General features: G+C 70.5%; 15 protein-coding genes and 1 pseudogene. 10 read left to right on the forward strand and 6 right to left on the reverse strand.

Annotated features, from left to right (window positions below):
- Nucleotides 1–19: 19 nt before the first annotated feature.
- Nucleotides 20–442: a hypothetical protein gene (locus tag ACV7NO_RS11675; RefSeq protein ID WP_463406162.1), complete on the reverse strand. Its 423-nt coding sequence runs from the start codon at nucleotides 440–442 to the stop codon at nucleotides 20–22.
- A 148-nt stretch (nucleotides 443–590) separates the two neighbouring features.
- Here ACV7NO_RS11675 and ACV7NO_RS11680 point away from each other — a divergent pair, with 148 nt between their 5' ends.
- Genes ACV7NO_RS11680 through lexA form a run of 6 tightly spaced genes read left to right on the forward strand, consistent with a single transcriptional unit; the run spans nucleotide 591 to nucleotide 5,301 of the window.
- Nucleotides 591–1,169, forward strand: coding sequence for an anthranilate synthase component II (locus ACV7NO_RS11680; RefSeq protein ID WP_463406163.1), 579 nt, complete (start codon nucleotides 591–593; stop codon nucleotides 1,167–1,169).
- Nucleotides 1,166–2,149, forward strand: coding sequence for an anthranilate phosphoribosyltransferase (trpD, locus tag ACV7NO_RS11685; RefSeq protein WP_463406164.1), 984 nt, complete (start codon nucleotides 1,166–1,168; stop codon nucleotides 2,147–2,149). Before ACV7NO_RS11680 ends, trpD begins: the two co-directional genes overlap by 4 nt.
- Nucleotides 2,146–2,931: an indole-3-glycerol phosphate synthase TrpC gene (gene trpC, locus ACV7NO_RS11690; protein WP_463406165.1), complete on the forward strand. Its 786-nt coding sequence runs from the start codon at nucleotides 2,146–2,148 to the stop codon at nucleotides 2,929–2,931. The genes trpD and trpC overlap by 4 nt, the downstream gene beginning before the upstream one ends.
- Nucleotides 2,928–3,395 carry a cyclic pyranopterin monophosphate synthase MoaC gene (gene moaC / locus ACV7NO_RS11695; protein WP_463406166.1) on the forward strand — a complete coding sequence of 156 codons (468 nt, stop codon included), beginning with the start codon at nucleotides 2,928–2,930 and terminating at the stop codon, nucleotides 3,393–3,395. Before trpC ends, moaC begins: the two co-directional genes overlap by 4 nt.
- Complete coding sequence (locus ACV7NO_RS11700; protein WP_463406167.1) at nucleotides 3,392–4,579, forward strand: molybdopterin molybdotransferase MoeA; 1,188 nt, start codon at nucleotides 3,392–3,394, stop codon at nucleotides 4,577–4,579. Before moaC ends, ACV7NO_RS11700 begins: the two co-directional genes overlap by 4 nt.
- Nucleotides 4,580–4,635: 56 nt before the next feature.
- Nucleotides 4,636–5,301, forward strand: coding sequence for a transcriptional repressor LexA (gene lexA / locus ACV7NO_RS11705; RefSeq protein ID WP_463406168.1), 666 nt, complete (start codon nucleotides 4,636–4,638; stop codon nucleotides 5,299–5,301).
- Between the two features lie 10 nt (nucleotides 5,302–5,311).
- Here the strand turns inward: lexA and ACV7NO_RS11710 are convergent.
- Nucleotides 5,312–7,408 (reverse strand): annotated as a pseudogene (locus ACV7NO_RS11710) (ComEC/Rec2 family competence protein); the annotation flags it as partial.
- Between the two features lie 71 nt (nucleotides 7,409–7,479).
- Between ACV7NO_RS11710 and gltX the strand changes: the two are divergent.
- The 3 genes from gltX to ACV7NO_RS11725 are packed head-to-tail and all read left to right on the forward strand — an operon-like array spanning nucleotide 7,480 to nucleotide 10,410.
- A complete protein-coding gene (gltX, locus tag ACV7NO_RS11715; protein WP_463406169.1) occupies nucleotides 7,480–8,901 on the forward strand; it encodes a glutamate--tRNA ligase in 1,422 nt (473 codons plus the stop codon).
- Nucleotides 8,902–8,918: 17 nt separating this feature from the next.
- Entirely contained in the window at nucleotides 8,919–10,202 is a 1,284-nt protein-coding gene (locus ACV7NO_RS11720) for a citrate synthase (RefSeq protein ID WP_463406170.1), read from the forward strand.
- Nucleotides 10,203–10,206: 4 nt separating this feature from the next.
- Nucleotides 10,207–10,410 (forward strand): hypothetical protein, encoded by a 204-nt coding sequence (locus ACV7NO_RS11725; RefSeq protein WP_463406171.1) that lies wholly within the window; start codon nucleotides 10,207–10,209, stop codon nucleotides 10,408–10,410.
- Between the two features lie 63 nt (nucleotides 10,411–10,473).
- Here ACV7NO_RS11725 and ACV7NO_RS11730 read toward each other — a convergent pair whose 3' ends face one another.
- The 4 genes from ACV7NO_RS11730 to ACV7NO_RS11745 are packed head-to-tail and all read right to left on the reverse strand — an operon-like array spanning nucleotide 10,474 to nucleotide 14,458.
- Nucleotides 10,474–11,814, reverse strand: coding sequence for a sensor histidine kinase (locus tag ACV7NO_RS11730; protein ID WP_463406172.1), 1,341 nt, complete (start codon nucleotides 11,812–11,814; stop codon nucleotides 10,474–10,476).
- Nucleotides 11,811–12,887: a DUF2336 domain-containing protein gene (locus tag ACV7NO_RS11735; protein WP_463406173.1), complete on the reverse strand. Its 1,077-nt coding sequence runs from the start codon at nucleotides 12,885–12,887 to the stop codon at nucleotides 11,811–11,813. The genes ACV7NO_RS11730 and ACV7NO_RS11735 overlap by 4 nt, the downstream gene beginning before the upstream one ends.
- A 36-nt stretch (nucleotides 12,888–12,923) precedes the next feature.
- Complete coding sequence (locus ACV7NO_RS11740; protein ID WP_463406174.1) at nucleotides 12,924–14,105, reverse strand: hypothetical protein; 1,182 nt, start codon at nucleotides 14,103–14,105, stop codon at nucleotides 12,924–12,926.
- A gap of 59 nt (nucleotides 14,106–14,164) precedes the next feature.
- Nucleotides 14,165–14,458 carry an Hpt domain-containing protein gene (locus tag ACV7NO_RS11745; protein ID WP_463406175.1) on the reverse strand — a complete coding sequence of 98 codons (294 nt, stop codon included), beginning with the start codon at nucleotides 14,456–14,458 and terminating at the stop codon, nucleotides 14,165–14,167.
- A gap of 84 nt (nucleotides 14,459–14,542) precedes the next feature.
- On the opposite strand from ACV7NO_RS11745, the gene ACV7NO_RS11750 reads away from it, so the two are divergent.
- The gene (locus ACV7NO_RS11750) at nucleotides 14,543–16,819 is read left to right on the forward strand and encodes a coiled-coil domain-containing protein (protein ID WP_463406176.1); all 2,277 of its coding nucleotides are present in this window, start codon (nucleotides 14,543–14,545) and stop codon (nucleotides 16,817–16,819) included.
- Nucleotides 16,820–16,823: the final 4 nt, after the last annotated feature.

Here is a 16,823-nt window from a genome sequence, read left to right on the forward strand (position 1 = left end):
GGGATGACGGGTGATAGCGCTATTCCTGATCGTTCCCCGGCACCGCCTCCGCCGCCGTCTTGTTCGCGCGCTTCTCCGCCGCGAACGCCCGGTTCCACGTCAGCGCGCACCCGGTCTGCCCGCCCGAGCCGACCGGCGAACACGTATCGGGCAGTCCGCCCGCCACGCGCCCGACCTGGTCCGCGACCGCGGCGCGATTGACCCAGCTCTGGTTCTGTGCCGCGATCGGCTTGTCCTCGCGCAGTGCCTTGGGGATGCGGTAGGGTTCGTCGATCCGGTTGCAGACGACGATCTCGTCGCCGGTCGCCTTCGGACACTGCTCGGCGCCGGTCAGGTTCACGCTGCGGACCCGCTGGGGCACCGTCCCGGTTTCCGCCTGCTGCGCGAGAGCGGCGACCGGGGCGGAAACGAGAATGGCGGCAAGGATGAGCGGGCGGATCATTCGAGGTCTCCTGGGTTGCGCTATCAACGTTCCCCCGGCCGCTTTGCTCCAGCCTGAACGTCTCCGCCGGATTGCCGATGCGTGTCGCGATTGCAACATGCCGCCGACAGGCGTTGCGTGCCTCCGCGCATCGGCTATGGCGTGCGGCATGATCCTGGTCGTCGACAATTACGACAGCTTCACCTGGAACCTCGTCCATTACCTGATGGAGCTGGGCGCGGAGGTGACGGTGGTACGCAACGATGCGCTGACCGCGGCGGACGCGATCGCGTCGAACGCGGCCGGCTTCCTGATCTCCCCCGGCCCGTGCACTCCGAACGAAGCGGGCATCTCGCTCGATCTGGTCGCAGCCGCCGCGGCGAACCGGCGGCCGTTGCTCGGCGTCTGCCTCGGGCACCAGGCGATCGGGCAGGCGTTCGGCGGGCGCGTGGTTCGCGGCGGACTGATGCACGGCAAGACCAGCCCGGTGACGCACGACGGCACCGGCGTCTTCGCCGGCGTCCCCTCCCCCTTCACCGCGACGCGCTATCATTCGCTGATCGTGGAGGACATTCCCGACGCCCTCGTCGTCAACGCCACCGCGAGCGACGGCTCCGTGATGGGCGTCCGCCACCGCGAGCTGCCGATCCACGGCGTCCAGTTCCACCCGGAGAGCATCGCGACCGAGCACGGCCACGCGCTGCTCGCCAACTTCCTGCGCGACGCCGGCATCGACACCCCCGCATGACGCTCCCCGACACCGCGTCGCCGCTGTCGCGCGAAACCGCCGCACAGGCGTTCGCCGACCTTCTCGACGGCAAGCCCTCCGAAGACGCGATCGCCACCTTCCTCGTCGGCATGACCGAGCGCGGCGAGACGGCAATCGAGATCGCGGAAGCCGCCCGCGCGATGCGTGCACGGCTGATCCCGATCGAGGCTCCAACCGGTGCGATCGACGTCTGTGGCACCGGCGGCGACGGGCACCACACGCTCAACGTCTCCACCGCGGTCAGCCTGGTCGTCGCGAGCGCGGGCATTCCCGTCGCCAAGCACGGCAACCGCGCCGCCTCGTCGAAGGCGGGCGCGGCGGATACGCTCGAGGCGCTTGGCGTCGACATGGCACGCGCAGGGGCGCTGGCGGAGCGGACGCTGGCCGATCTGGGCATCTGCTTCCTGTTCGCGGGCAACCACCATCCCGCGATGAAGCGGATTACCCCGATCCGCCAGCGCATCGGGCGACGGACGATCTTCAACCTGATGGGCCCGCTGGCAAACCCGGCCGGCGTCACCCGCCAGTTGATCGGCATCGCCCGCCCCGACTACGCGCCCGTCTATGCCGGCGCACTCGACCAGCTCGGCACCGAGGCGGCGCTCGTCGTCTCGGGTGAAGAGGGCCTCGACGAGGTTTCTGGCGCGGGGCCGACGATCGCGGTGTCGATCGGCGCGGTCGCGCTGCCTGACCGTATCGCGCCCGAGGACGCGGGCCTGATGCGCCATCCGATTGCCGCGATCCACGGCGGCGATCCCGAACACAACGCCGCCGCGCTCCAGCGGTTGCTCACGGGCGAGCGCGGCGCGTACCGCGATGCGGTCCTGCTCAATGCCGCCGCTGCCTTCGTCCTCGCCGGCACCGACGCGACGCTCGCCGACGGCGCCGCCCGCGCCGCGCGCACGATCGACGCCGGCGCCGCCGCCGATCTGCTCGCCCGCTGGATCGCCTATCCATGACCAACATCCTCGACCGCATCCTCGAAACCAAGCGCGCCGAAGTCGCCGCCCGCCGCTCGACCATCCCCGTCTCCGACCTGGAAGCGCGGATCGCCGAAGTCGGCGCGCCCCGCGGCTTCCGCGCCGCGCTCGATGCGAAGGCTGCGACCGGGCACGCGCTGATCGCGGAGATCAAGAAGGCCAGCCCCTCCAAGGGCGTGATCCGAGAGGATTTCGATCCCCCCGCGCACGCCCGCGCCTATGAAGCCGGCGGTGCGGCCTGTCTCTCGGTGCTCACCGACGAGCGCTGGTTCCAGGGCGCGGATGCGTACCTGCTGGCCGCGCGCGAAGCCTGCGCGCTCCCGGTGATCCGCAAGGACTTCATGGTCAGCCCGTGGCAGGTGATGGAATCGCGCAGCCTCGGCGCCGACGCGATCCTCGTCATCATGGCCGCACTCGACGACGCGCGCGCCGCCGAGATCGAGTCCGCCGCGATCGATTGCGGCATGGACGTGCTCGTCGAGGTCCATGACGAGGACGAGTTCGAACGCGCGCTGAAGCTCAAGTCGCGGCTGATCGGCGTCAACAACCGCGACCTGCGCGATTTCTCGGTCGATTTCCAGCGGACCTACGATCTCGTCGGCAAGGCCCCCGAAGGCTGCACCTTCGTGGCAGAGAGCGGGCTCAACACCCGCACCGATCTCGACGCGATGGCGGCGCACGGCATCCGCTGCTTCCTCGTCGGCGAGGCGCTGATGCGCCAGGCTGACGTCGAGGCGGCGACGCGCGCGCTCGTCGGATGACGCGCCTCACGCATCTCGACGCGGCCGGCGCCGCGCACATGGTCGACGTCGCGAACAAGTCCGTCACCGCGCGTGAGGCCACCGCGACCGGTCGGATCGTCATGTCCCCCGAGGCAGCGCGCGCGATCCGCGACGGCGCGGTGGCGAAGGGCGACGTCCTCGCGGTCGCGCGCGTCGCCGGAATCATGGCGGCCAAGCGCACCGCGGACATCATCCCGCTGTGCCATCCCCTGCCGCTCACCCGCGTCGCGATCGACCTGGCACTCGCCGACGATGGCATCACCGCGACCGCGACCGTCGCGACCGACGGGAAGACCGGCGTCGAGATGGAAGCGCTCACCGCCACCACCGCCGCACTGCTGACGATCTACGACATGGCGAAAGCGCTCGACAATCGCATGACGATCGAGGGCATCCGCGTCGTCGCCAAGCGCGGCGGCCGGTCGGGCGACTGGCAGGCGTGAGCACGCCGCTGCTTCCCGTGGACGAAGCGCAGCGCCGGCTCATTGGCTCGGCCCACGCGGTCGACGTCGAACACGTCGCCCCGATCGACGCGATCGGGCGCTGGGCCGCCGGGCCGGTCCGCGCGACGCGGACCCAGCCCGCCGCCGACCTGTCCGCAATGGACGGCTATGCGATCCGCTTCGCTGACATGCCGGGGCCATGGCACGTCGTGGGCGAAAGCGCCGCCGGTCGACCGTTCGCCGGCATCGCAGCGGCTGGCGAGGCCGTCCGCATCTTCACCGGGGCCGCGATGCCTGCGGGCACCGACACGGTGATGATCCAGGAGGAAGTCGAGCGCGACGCCGACCACGTCGCACTGGTCGGCGAAGGGCCGCTCGCGCACGGCCGCAACACCCGCCGCCGCGGACTGGACTTCCTCGCGGAAGATACCCTCGTCGAGGCCGGGCAGCGCCTCACCCCCGCCCGCCTCGCACTGGTCGCCACCGGCGGGGCGACGGCGATCGCGGTGCATCGCAGGGTCCGCGTCGCGATCGTCGCGACCGGGGACGAACTCGTCGACCCGTCCATCGCCGCAAGCGGCGTCCAGCTTCCCGAATCGAACCGGTTGCTGCTCCGCGCGCTGCTCGCCGACCTGCCGGTCGAGATCGTCGATCTCGGCATTCTGCCCGATCGGCTCGACACTCTCACCCGCGCCTTCGTCGAGGTCGATGCCGATCTGCTCGTCACCACCGGCGGCGCGTCGGTCGGCGATCACGATCTCGTCCGTCCTGCGCTCGAGGCGGCGGGCGGCGTCATCGATTTCTGGCGGATCGCGCTGCGGCCCGGCAAGCCGATGCTCGCGGGGCGGCGCGGGGCGATGCAGGTCCTGGGGCTGCCCGGCAATCCGGTGTCGGCCTTCGTGACGGCGCTGCTGTTCGTGAAGCCCGTCGTCGCCGCACTCGCCGGTGCGCGCGAAGCGCTGCCCCGCCCGCGTCTGGTGTCGCTCGGCGAAGACCTGCCCGCGAATGGCCCGCGCACCGACTACATGCGCGCGCAGCTACGGGACGGCAAAGTGTTCGTCGCGGCGATCCAAGACAGTTCGATGCTCGCCACGCTCGCCCGTGCGAACTGCCTCGTCATCCGCGCGCCGCACGCCCCTGCGGCGATGGCGGGCGAATCGGCGGAAATCCTCGACATCGCTTGACGACAACCATTGTGTTCCGTAAAGGTTCGCCGTCTGTTCGCCAGCGGAGGACCGCGATGCTTACCAAGAAACAGCATGAGCTGATCTGCTTCATCAACGACTCGCTGACCGAAAGCGGCGTTTCGCCCTCGTTCGAGGAGATGAAGGACGCGCTCGACCTCAAGTCAAAATCCGGGGTCCATCGCCTTATCAGCGCGCTCGAGGAGCGCGGCTTCCTCCGCCGCCTGCCCAATCGCGCGCGGGCGCTCGAAGTGCTCAAGATGCCCGAGCGCGTCGAGGCGAAAAAGCCCGAGGCGAAGCGGGGCGGCAACGTGAAGCCCGCCCCCGAACCCGCCAACGACGTGATCGAGATCCCGCTCCACGGCCGCATCGCGGCGGGTGTCCCGATCGAGGCGTTCGAGGGATCGTCGATGCTCGCGGTGCCCGCGGCGCTGCTCGGGTCTGGCGAGCATTATGCGCTGGAAGTGTCGGGCGATTCGATGGTCGAGGCGGGAATTCTCGACGGTGACTACGCGCTGATCCGGCGGCAGGAGGTTGCACGCGACGGCGAGATCGTGGTCGCGCTGATTGAAGACAGCGAGGCGACGCTCAAATATTTCCGTCGCGAGGGTGCGATGGTCCGGCTCGATCCCGCGAACCGCGCCTATGATCCGCAGCGCTATGCCCCCGCGCAGGTCCGCGTCCAGGGTAAGCTTTCGGGAATCCTGCGCCGCTACGATTGAGCGCCTGTGCCCAAGGGTGATCGTCGCCGGGCACGCGCGTCGTCGCGATGTGCCCGGTCGCGAATGTCGTGGCGATCCCGCCCGTCCGGGCCAGCACCGGGCGATCGAGCCTCAGCCAGCGCGGCTTGCAAGCATAGGGCAGCCGGCGTTCGCTGACGACGACATCCGCGCTCGCGCACGCCGCGATCAGCTCCGCGGCCGGGACGAGATAGAGGCTGCGGGTCGCGAGGATGCGCCAGCGCCGTCCGGCCACCGTTCGAGTCGCGAGGCACAGGTCGCGGCTGCACCGCGCGTTCCCCTGCTCCGACAGTAACAGCGGTTCGCCGTCGACCCCGCCGTTCACCGCGAGAACGTCGCGCATATAGTCGCCCGCCCGGTCGCGGAGCAGCGCCACCGATCCTCCCGCGGTCCGCACTGCGACATGACGCCCGTCGCCGGTCACGAGCAGGTCGGGCGCGGGGGTCGCCAGCACCCAGACCGCGCCGATCGCGACCGGCACCGCGCCCAGCCGCCGCCAGCGTGTCCGCCACAGCGCGATCCACAGTCCGCCCGCCAGCATCGCCGCGAACGCGCCCGCCGGCATCGCGGGCAGCGCGGTCACCGATCCCGGCGCCGCGGCGACGCTCCGAGCGATCCACAGCAGCAGCGACAGCGCCTTGCCCGCCATCCACCACAGCGGTGCGCCCAGTCCGCCGATATCCAGCAGCAACGCGATCGCCTCCAGCGGCATCACGACGAAGGTCGTCAGCGGGATCGCGACGATATTGGCGAGCGCGCCATAGACCCCCGCCTTGTGGAAATGAAACACCGCGATCGGCATCAGCGCCAGCTCGACGACCACCCCGGTCACTAGCAGCGACGCGAGCCCCCGGGCTGCGCGTTCCAGCCACCCCGCCCCGTCCGCCGCGAACCACGCCCGCACCCGCGGATGCTCGTGCAGCGCCACGATCGCGGTCACCGCGGCGAAGGACAGCTGGAAGCTCGCCCCCATCACGCTCTCCGGCCAAGCCACGATCACCACCAGCGCGCCGACTGCGACCAGCCGCAGCGTCACCGCCTCGCGCCCCGCCGCCAGTGCGGCGAGCACCATCAGCGCTGCGACGCACGACCGGATCGTCGGGACTTCGCTCCCGGTCAGCAGCGTATAGCCGATCGCTGCGCCCGCGCCCGCACCCGCCGCGACCAGCGGCAGCCGCCAGTGCAGTGCCAGCCACGGGCTCAACGCCAGCAACCGCAACGCCAGCAGCATCGTCATCCCGACAACTGCGGTGATGTGCAGCCCGCTGACCGACAACAGGTGCGCGAGCCCCGCGCGGCGCATCGCCTCGGCATCGGCCTCCGCGATCGCACCCACGTCGCCGGTCGCCAGCGCGGACGCGACCCCGCCCTCGCTGCCGGGCAGTCTCGCATGGATATGCCGCGACAGGCGCTGGCGAACCCCGGGCTGCGACGCCTGACCCGCGATCATCTCGACCGGCGCATGTGCGCGCCCGGTCGCGCCGATCGAGTCGAACCACGCCGCGCGCGAATAGTCGTACGCCCCCGGCACTGCGGCACCGGGCGGCGGCATCAGTCGCGCGCCCAGCCGCAGCGTCATCCCCGGCGCAAGCCCCTCCGGCGCATCGGCCTCCGCGATGTTGACGCGCAGGTGCGGCGGCAGCGCCACCGTGTCGCGCGCCTCCTCCGCGATCACCCGCACCGGCGCAAGCCGCACCCGCACCAATTCGCGCGCCGGCAGCAGGTCGACCCGCTCCACCTTCGCTTCGAACCGCACGATTGCCGGCCGACCCAGGACGGGCCCGGCCAACCGCTCGGCCCGCCACCAGATCGACGCCATCCCGCACGCGACCAGCACCGCCGCGACCGCGACCGCGCGCCCGGCCCGTCCACCACGCCCGATCGCGAGCGCCAGCGCCGCGATCGCAGTCGCCGCCAACATCGCCGCGATCCACTGGTTCCGCACCGGCAACACGAACCACGCCGCGACGCCGGCCCCCAGCATCACCGGCACCCACAGCAGCAGATGGTCCCGCTCAGCCTCCAGCCAGCACTCCAGCGCGTCGCGCACGCGCCGGGCTCCCGCGATTTGAAGCGGCCGGGTGCGCATGCTAGGGGCGTCGGCGGCTGAACCGGCCATCAGATTTTCCAGACTGTCCTCAACTTTGGGAGCATGTGCGCTTGAGCGCAACCACCGATACCGCGACCGTTGCGGGCGAGAGCATCGTCACGCGTTTCGCGCCCTCGCCCACCGGGTTCCTCCACATCGGCGGCGCGCGGACGGCGCTGTTCAACCTGCTGTTCGCACGGGCGCATGGCGGCAAGTTCCTGCTGCGGATCGAGGATACCGATCGCGCGCGCTCCACCCAGCCCGCGATCGACGCGATCCTGTCGTCGATGCGCTGGCTCGGACTCGATTGGGACGGCGAGGAGGTCTATCAGTTCGAACGCGCCGCGCGGCATGCGGAGGTGGCGCACCAGATGGTCGCCGCCGGCCATGCCTATCGCTGCTGGCTGACCCCGGCCGAGATCGACGCGATGCGCGCCGAGGCACAGGCGGCGAAGACGCCGCTCCGCATCCGCTCGCCCTGGCGCGACCGCACCGACGGCCTCGCCGACCAGCCGTTCGTGGTGCGCCTCAAGGCCCCGACCGAGGGCGCAACGACGATCGACGACAAGGTGCAGGGCAGCGTCACCGTCCAGAACGGCGAGCTCGACGACCTCGTCCTGCTCCGCTCGGATGGTACGCCCACCTACATGCTCGCGGTGGTGGTCGATGACCACGACATGGGCGTCACCCACGTCATCCGCGGCGACGACCATCTCAACAATGCGTTCCGCCAGCTGCCGATCTACCGCGCCAATGCGTGGCCCGAGCCGGTCTACGCGCATATCCCGATGATTCACGGTTCGGACGGCGGCAAGCTCTCGAAGCGCCACGGCGCGGTCGGGGTGGAGACCTATCGCGACGAGCTCGGCATCCTGCCCGAGGCGCTCGACAATTATCTCCTCCGCCTCGGCTGGGGGCATGGCGACGACGAGATCATCAGCCGCGAGCAGGCGATAGAATGGTTCGATCTCGCGCATGTCGGCAAGAGCCCGTCGCGGTTCGATTTGAAGAAGCTCGAGAACCTCAACGGTCATTATATTCGCGAGGCGAGCGACGCCCGGCTTGCCGATCTGGTCGCCGAACGTCTCGAATTCGCTCATGACGATACCCGCCGCGACCTGCTGGTCCGCGCGATGCCGTCGCTCAAGCCGCGCGCCGCGAACCTGAACGAACTGGCGGATGGCAGCGCATTCCTGTTCGCCAACCGCCCGCTCGCGATCGACGACGCCGCGGCACCGCTTCTCGCGGGCGAGGCGCCCGCGCTGCTGGCGCAGCTGCACGCCGCTCTTGACGCAGTGCACAACTGGGATACGGAGACGCTCGAAGACGCGGTACGCCGCGTGGCCGAGACGGCGGGTGTCAAGCTCGGCCAGGTCGCGCAGCCGCTCCGCGTCGCACTCACCGGACGCAAGACGTCGCCCGGAATCTTCGACGTCCTCGACCTGCTCGGGCGCGACGAGAGCCTGGCACGGATTGCGGACCACACCGCCTGACCGAGAGGACTGAGACCATGACCGACACCGCAAAATTCGCGATCGCGGGCAAGGAATTCGAATATCCGGTCATGTCCGGCAGCGTCGGCCCCGACGTGGTCGACATCCGCAAGCTGTATGCGCAGACCGACGCGTTCACCTACGATCCCGGCTTCACCTCGACCGCGTCGTGCCAGTCGAACCTGACCTATATCGACGGCGACAAGGGCGTGCTGCTCCACCGCGGCTATCCGATCGGGCAGCTGGCCGAACAGTCGAGCTTCATGGAGGTCGCCTACCTGCTGCTCAACGGCGAGCTGCCGGGCAAGGACGATCTCGACGCCTTCACCGGCACGATCACGCGCCACACGATGCTCCACGAGCAGCTGGCGCAGTTCTTCCGCGGGTTCCGGCGCGATGCGCATCCGATGGCGATCATGTGCGGCGTCGTCGGCGCGCTCAGCGCCTTCTATCACGACTCGACCGACATTCACGATCCGACGCAGCGGATGATCGCGTCGCATCGGCTGATCGCCAAGATGCCGACGATCGCGGCGATGGCGTACAAGTATAGCGTCGGCCAGCCGTTCGTCTATCCGGACAACTCGCTGAGCTACACCGGCAATTTCCTGCGCATGACGTTCGGCGTCCCCGCCGAGCCCTATGTCGTGAACCCCGTCGTCGAGAAGGCGATGGACCGGATCTTCATCCTCCACGCCGATCACGAACAGAACGCGTCGACCTCGACGGTCCGCCTCGCGGGCTCATCGGGCGCGAACCCGTTCGCGTGCATCGCGGCGGGCATCGCCTGCCTGTGGGGACCCGCGCATGGCGGCGCGAACGAGGCCGCGCTCAACATGCTCCACGAGATCGGTTCGGTCGACCGCATCCCCGAGTTCATCGCGCGCGCCAAGGACAAGAACGATCCGTTCCGCCTGATGGGCTTCGGCCACCGCGTCTACAAGAACTACGATCCGCGCGCGACCGTCATGCAGAAGACCGTGCGCGAGGTGTTCGAGGCGCTGAACGTCTCCAATCCGGTGTTCGACGTGGCGCTCAAGCTCGAGGAAATGGCGCTCAACGATCCGTATTTCGTCGAGAAGAAGCTGTTCCCGAACGTCGATTTCTATTCGGGCGTCATCCTGTCCGCGATCGGCTTCCCCACCAGCATGTTCACCGCGCTGTTCGCGCTGGCGCGCACCGTCGGCTGGGTCGCACAGTGGAACGAGATGATTACCGATCCGGACCAGAAGATCGGACGGCCCCGCCAGCTCTACACCGGCCCGACCGAGCGCGATTACGTCGCCATCGGCGCGCGCTGAGGCGATGAAACTCCGGCCGATCCTGATGATCCTCGGCGTCCTTGCGGCGCTGATAGGGCTGTTGTGGATCGGCCAGGGGCTTGGTTACGTCCACTGGCCCCAGTCGAGCTTCATGCTCGACCAGCGTCCATGGGCGGATCGCGGCGCGGGGCTCGCGGTGGTCGGCTTGCTGCTGGTTCTGATCGCGCGGCGGATGCCGCGTCGTTGAGGCGGTAATATCGGGCATTACGGCCCCCTTCCTACCGTCCTCCGTTCTCAAAAGCCTCTCGTCTCACCCCGCCGGCAGCGTGAATACGAATCGCGCGCCCTCGCCCGGCGCGCTGTCGAGGCTCAGTTCCCCACCCATCGCGCGCGCCAGCCGCCGCGCGATATAGAGGCCGAGGCCACTTCCGCCCTGCTCCGCCGGATCGACCCGCGCGAACTTCTCGAACACGCGGTCGTGGTCCTCGGGCGCGATGCCCTTGCCGTGATCCGCGACGATCACCACCGCCCGGTCGCCGTCCCGCTCCGCGACGACATGGACGCGCGACCCCTCGGGCGCATAGCGGACCGCATTGCCGATCAGATTGACCAACACCTGCAGCGCGCGCCGGAACTCACCGGTGGCGGCGACATGCTCGCCGGGAGCAGGGCGCTCGATCGTCACGCCGGCATCGCTCGCGCGCACCGTCAGCAGGCCCGCCGCGCGCCGCGCCATGTCGGCAAGGTCGATCGCCTCCGCCGCCACGGTGAAGTCGTCGCGTTCGATCGCCTCCAGGTCGGCGAGATCGTCGATCAGCCCCATCAGATGCCGCCCCGCGCTCGCGATGTCAGCGGCATAGTCGACATAGTCCTGCCGCAGCGGGCCCTCGGCCTGCGCGTTCATGCTGTCCGCGGTCGCGATGATCCGCGCGAGCGGCGTCCGCAGCGCGACGTCGAGACGACCGCTGAAGGCTCTCCCCAGCGCAGGCGTCACGACGGCCACGTCCGCCGGCACCGCCATGAACGCGCCACCGAGGAACCCCGCGAATCCGCCCTCCGAATCGCGCCGCGCGATCGCCGCCAGCCGGACCGCGCGCGACGAATCGCGCAGCAACGCCTGCTGGTCGTCGAAATCATGCCGCGTCGCCAGCGCTTCGAGGATCGGCAGCATCCCTGCGTCGCCGCGATCGAGCGCGAACAGCCGCGTAATCGGCTGCCCCAGCATAGCCACAGAATCGAACCCATAGCGCGCACCCGCGCCGACGGTGACATGCGTCAGCCGCAACGTGGCGTCCGTCTCCCAATGCCAGTCCGCCCCGCTCAGCAGGAAATCGCGCGTCGCCTCGGGCTGCGGCTGCGCGCGCGCGCTCGTCCGCTCGCCGGTCGTCGCGATCGACACGCGGACGCTCTCGCCCTCCGGTTCGGCGCGGACCCACAGGTCGCGGTCGACATCGCCATCGGCCACCGTCGCCGGACGCGAAACGATGATGCCCAGCCGCCGCGCCAGACGCGCGATCGTCGCGATCTGCGGCACCGCGACGGGGCGGCCAACCGCGCCCCCTGCGCGCGTATTGAGCGCGGCGAACGCCGCGTCCGCCTCGACGAGCCGACCGTCACGGTCGATCCGGGCCTGGGCCGCGCGCGCGATCATCGCTGGGCCGACCGCGCGAGCGTGCGCAGCGCCGCTCGGAAATCGGGATGGAGGCGAAGCGGCGCGAGCGCCTCGCGCGCGCTTTCCGGCGCGATCGCGGCGATCGCGTCGAGCTGGTCCGCAAACGCGTCGAGATCACGCCGCCGGTCCGCCTCCGCCAGCATCAGCCCGATCCGCGCGATGCCCGCCCGATCGAGGTCGTGCGCGCGCAGCATCAGCCACAACCGGTCCCCTTCGGGATCGAGCGCGATCGCGCGCGCCTCGGCATAGTCGAGCCCTGCGGCATGTGCGATCGCGGCGACGAACAACGTCACCCGCGCATCGCCGAGCGAATCGACCAGCAACTCACCGAGCTCCCCCGGCCGCGCATCGATCGCCGCGGCGAGGCGCATCGCCACCGCCTCGGGTCGCTCGCCCTCGTCGTGCGCCGCCAGACTGCGCTGCGCCGCCTCCGCCAGCGCACGGTCGAGCGCGTCACCCTCGCCCGGATACGCCTCGCGGAGCGCCGCCGCGACCCACCAGACGAGCCGGTGATGCAATTCGGCGGGCAGTTCGGTCGATGCTGCGGTCCCGCTACGACGCCTGCTGTCCGCGACGAGCAAGGCCGACGCCGCCGACGCAACGACCCCGTCGGGGCAATCCGCCAGCCGCGCGAGCAGGCTTGGTCGGTCGACACGTCCCGGCACCGGCGTCAACCCCTCCGCCATCAGGTCCTGCCGGACGCGGCCGATCAGCTCAGCCATCAACTCCGGGTCGCGCAACAGCCCCGCCGTGGTCAGCCGCGGCAGGACGCTCGCGTCGCGCCGTGCCAGCCGGTCCGCCAGTTTCGCCGCGCCGCGCTGTGACAAAAGGCGCGCGGCATGCCCCGCCACCTCGCGCTCGACCGCGCCGATCGTCATCGCGACCACCGCCGCCATCGCCGCGCGCGTGCGATCGTCGAGCCGCGCGTCCTCGGGCAGGAAGAAATCGTCGATCCCCGCCGCGAGCCTGTCGCGCTCGCGCATCTCGGCGCCGCCGGCGCGCGCGAGAATCGGCGCAGCGTCTTCGGGCGTGCGGGGGGGATCGAACGACATGTCCATGCTGGTAGCGCCGATGTCGTTAAAGCGCTGCTAAGCGTCGTACCGCAACGTCTCGATCGCCATCGCAAGCGTCGCCGTCGCATAGAGCGCCGCCACCGCGAGCCCGGCGACCGGAAACCCGACCAAAGTCGCCAGCGCCACGGCCGCGAGATACGCCGCCGGCGATCCCCACCAGCGCGCGCGCCGCGATTCGCTCGCCGCCCGCTCGCCGAGTGCGCCTGCCGCGACCAGCGCCAGCGCGATCACCGTCGCGACCATGTCCGCGGTGATCGAATCGACCCCACGCGCCATCAGCAGCACCGCGACCGCGGGGATTGCGCCCGTCGCGATCGTCAGCCCGCGTTCCAGCGATACCTCGTCGCGCATCCATGCCAGCGTCGCGATCACCGCGGTCGCGATCGTCGCGACCAGGGCAATCACCAGTCCGCTCGCGAAATATCCGGTCGCGGTCAGCGCGAGACCCAGCAACCCGGTCAGCCCAGCCGCCACCATCGGCCCGGTCGTCGCCACGCCGCGCTTCATCACTACCGGCAGCACACGCCGCGCGATGGGCGCGACCACCCAGCGGTCGAACCACCCTCGCCGCGATGAAACGGTCGCGGACAGGATCGCATCACCCCGCTCCGCCAGCCCGCCGCGGCTGCGCTCGATTCCGTGCCCCGCGCCCGTCCGCGCGACATCGAGCGGAACATGCATCGCCGAGGCCTGTGCGGCGACCCGGATCAAGGTCGATTGCACGTCGTAATCGCGCGGCATCGCGCCGACTTCCGCGACGCGCTGTGGCGCCAGCCGGGCAACGCCCGCCCACGCCGCCTGCCCGCCGACACGCTCGAACCCCGGCGGGGCACTGCGATCGTCGACGGTCAGCAACGCATCGCCGCCCTCCCCCGCCAACGTCGCGACCGTCGCGGGCGTCGTCACCAGCCCGTCCGCGAGCATCAGCACGCGCGCCAGCGGGTGAAGCTTCGCCGCCGCCTCGCCCGCGGTCCGCACCGCGTCGACGACGAGGCCACGCCGCTGGATCCTAGCCACCGCGCCGAGCAGTTCGGGTGTCAGCCGCGTCACCACGACCACGAGCTGCGTCGCGCCGGCCTGCTGGAGCAGCCGTGCCTGATATTCGATCAGCGTCAGACCGGCGAAGGGAAGCGTCGCCGCGAGCACGCCGGGCGCGTCGTCGGCATCGCGTACGGCAAAGATCAGACCGGCAAGCATCGCCGGCTGGTAATCGCTGACGCGCGATATGGCAAAGCCCCGATTGCGGGGCCGCTATCTCAGAGTCGGGCGACCGCGCGGCGGACCTTGCGCAGCACGTCCGCGTCGAGCGGTCGCGCCGCCGCGACCTCGCCCGCCAGCGCCATCAGCCGGATCGCGCCGAAACTGGCGGCAAGCCCCTTCAGCCGCATCGCCGCGTCGTGCCATTCGGCCGCGTCGCGCGCCGCCTCAAGCGTGGCGACGCCGCGCCGGACACTGTCGAGGAATGCTTCGCGCAACTCCGCGATCAGCCCGGGCTCGTCGCCCACCGCCGCCGCCAGCGTCGCATCGATTGCTCCGGGATCATACGCCATGTCGTCGACGCTACGGCCACAGGGTTAAGCGCAGGTTACCGCAGCAGCATATTGCGGATGCGCGAAACGTGGTAAACACAGGTCATGACCGGGGGGCCCATGATAATCGGAATGCGCGCGCGCGACGACGAGACGCTCGACGAGGGCGTGGAAGAGCCGATGATGCTCGAGGCTGGCTATGGCGAACGGGACGGCTACCGGACGCCCTCTCCGTTCCGCATGCTCGGCCCGGTGTCGCTAGCGCTGGCGTCGGTCGCATGGGTAGGGGGTGCGCTCTGGCTCGCCCGTGACGCACTCGCGGGGCAGGACTGGATCGGTCTCGCTCAGTTCGTCGCGGCCCTGTGTGCGGTGCCCGCGCTCGCCGGGATCGTCTGGCTGCTGACGCTCCGGACCAGCACCGCGGAGGCGCAGCGCTTCGGCGCAAGCGCACGCGCGATGCGTCGGGAGGCGGAAATGCTGGAGCGGACGGTCGCGGTGCTCGGCGACGCGATCGATTCGAATCGTGAGAAGCTGGGGGACCAGATCCGTGCGCTGACGATGCTCGGCGACGCCGCGACCGAGAAGCTCGCCGCGATCGGCCGCGGGCTGTCGGAGGAGATCGATCAGGCGGACATCCATGCCCGCTCGCTGTCCGACGCGACCGACACCGCGCAGACCAAGCTCCAGATCCTGCTCGCCTCGATGCCCCGCGCGCATGCCGAGACCGATGCGCTCGCCAATCGGATCGAGCGCACCGGGCTGGCTGCCGGCGAACAGGCCGCAGCGCTCGACGTGCAGCTGGTCGCGCTCGCCGATCGCGGGCGCGAGGCCGAGCATGTCGCCGGCGGCGCGGCGCAGAAACTCGCCGCGCACATCGCGCGGATGGAAGCGACCAGCGAGACCGCGGGCGCGCGGCTGGAGGCGGTCACCGAGGATCTTTCGGATCAGGTCGACGCGCTGCTCGGCCGCACCGCCGATGCGGTCGACGAGGCGCGCAAGGGCATCGCCGCGCAGGGCGAGGCGATGCTCGCGATGCTCGGCGCCAACCAGGCCGCGCTCGATTCGGCCGCGCGCGACAGCGCGGAGGCGCTAGGCGAGCGGATCGCGATCGTCGAGCAGGTGATCGAACGCGTCGCCACCCGGCTCGAGCATCAGCGCAACGTCGGCGACGGCATGGTCCACGATCTCGAGACCGGCGTCGCCCGCGTCGAGACGCAGCTCGATTCGCTTCACGCGCAGGGCGTCGAACGCACGTCGATGCTCGCCGCATCGATCAGCGCGCTCGGCGGCTCGGCAGACGCGATGACCGAGGCGCTGAAGGCCGGCGATTCAATGGCCACCCGTGCGATCGGCACCGCCGAATCGCTGCTGATCGCGCTCGACGCCTCCGCGCGCGAGATCGACGAGACGCTGCCCGACGCGCTCGACCGGCTCGACGCCCGCATCGCCGCGTCGAAGGGCATCGTCGCCGCGACCAAGCCCGAACTCCTCGCGCTCGTCACGGCCGCGGAAAGTACGCACGACGCGATAGAGGCGATCGCGCAGGTCATCGCCGACCAGCGGCGCGTCGTCGACCAGCTGTCGGGCACGCTGCTGGAAACGCTGACCGGCGGGCGCGCCAAGGCCGATGCGCTCGGCCAGATGGTCGACGAGACGATCGGACAGGCGAACCGCTTCGCCGACGAGGCGGCGCCTCGACTGCTCGACGCGCTGCTCCGCGTCCGCGACACTGCCAGCACCGCCGCCGACCGTGCGCGCGAGACCCTCGCCACCGTCATCCCCGAAGCCGCCGCCGCGATCGAGGCCGCGAGCGCCGACGCGATGCGCCGGGCCGCGGGCAGCGGAGTCGAGGAACGGGTCCGCCAGATCGCGCAGGTCGCGGAGGAAGCCGTCGCCGCCGCCAGCCGCGCGTCGGACCGGCTCGATCGCCAGATGCAGGCGATCGCGGACACCACCGCGCTGGTCGAGACGCGGATCGAGAACGCACGCACCGATCGCGAAGCCGCCGACCGCGACAGCTTCGCGCGCCGCGCCTCGCTGCTAATCGAATCGCTCAATTCGTCCGCGATCGACATTACCAAGACGTTCGCGCCCGATGTCGCCGACAGCGCCTGGGCCGCGTATCTCAAGGGTGACCGCGGCGTCTTCACCCGCCGCGCGGTGCGGCTGCTCGACAGCGTGGAGCAACGCGACATCGTCCGGCTGTACGACGACGACACGGCGTTCCGCGATCAGGTCAACCGCTACATCCACGATTTCGAATCGATGCTGCGCACGATCCTAGCCCAGCGCGACGGCTCGCCGCTGGGAGTGACGTTGCTGTCGTCGGACATGGGCAAGCTCTACGTTGCGCTCGCACAGGCGATCGAGCGACTGCGGTAGCGCC

This window comes from Sphingomonas sp. Ell38C01 (genome assembly GCF_055231975.1).

Bases quoted from the DNA above. Each gene is read 5' to 3' on its own strand.
- ACV7NO_RS11740 (WP_463406174.1), bottom strand. From the start codon at position 14,105: ATGCTTGCCGGTCTGATCTTTGCCGTACGCGATGCCGACGACGCGCCC.
- ACV7NO_RS11750 (WP_463406176.1), top strand. From the start codon at position 14,543: ATGACCGGGGGGCCCATGATAATCGGAATGCGCGCGCGCGACGACGAG.
- moaC (WP_463406166.1), top strand. From the start codon at position 2,928: ATGACGCGCCTCACGCATCTCGACGCGGCCGGCGCCGCGCACATGGTC.
- lexA (WP_463406168.1), top strand. From the start codon at position 4,636: ATGCTTACCAAGAAACAGCATGAGCTGATCTGCTTCATCAACGACTCG.
- trpC (WP_463406165.1), top strand. From the start codon at position 2,146: ATGACCAACATCCTCGACCGCATCCTCGAAACCAAGCGCGCCGAAGTC.
- ACV7NO_RS11730 (WP_463406172.1), bottom strand. From the start codon at position 11,814: ATGATCGCGCGCGCGGCCCAGGCCCGGATCGACCGTGACGGTCGGCTC.
- ACV7NO_RS11745 (WP_463406175.1), bottom strand. From the start codon at position 14,458: ATGGCGTATGATCCCGGAGCAATCGATGCGACGCTGGCGGCGGCGGTG.
- trpD (WP_463406164.1), top strand. From the start codon at position 1,166: ATGACGCTCCCCGACACCGCGTCGCCGCTGTCGCGCGAAACCGCCGCA.
- ACV7NO_RS11680 (WP_463406163.1), top strand. From the start codon at position 591: ATGATCCTGGTCGTCGACAATTACGACAGCTTCACCTGGAACCTCGTC.
- ACV7NO_RS11735 (WP_463406173.1), bottom strand. From the start codon at position 12,887: ATGTCGTTCGATCCCCCCCGCACGCCCGAAGACGCTGCGCCGATTCTC.
- ACV7NO_RS11675 (WP_463406162.1), bottom strand. From the start codon at position 442: ATGATCCGCCCGCTCATCCTTGCCGCCATTCTCGTTTCCGCCCCGGTC.
- ACV7NO_RS11720 (WP_463406170.1), top strand. From the start codon at position 8,919: ATGACCGACACCGCAAAATTCGCGATCGCGGGCAAGGAATTCGAATAT.
- ACV7NO_RS11725 (WP_463406171.1), top strand. From the start codon at position 10,207: ATGAAACTCCGGCCGATCCTGATGATCCTCGGCGTCCTTGCGGCGCTG.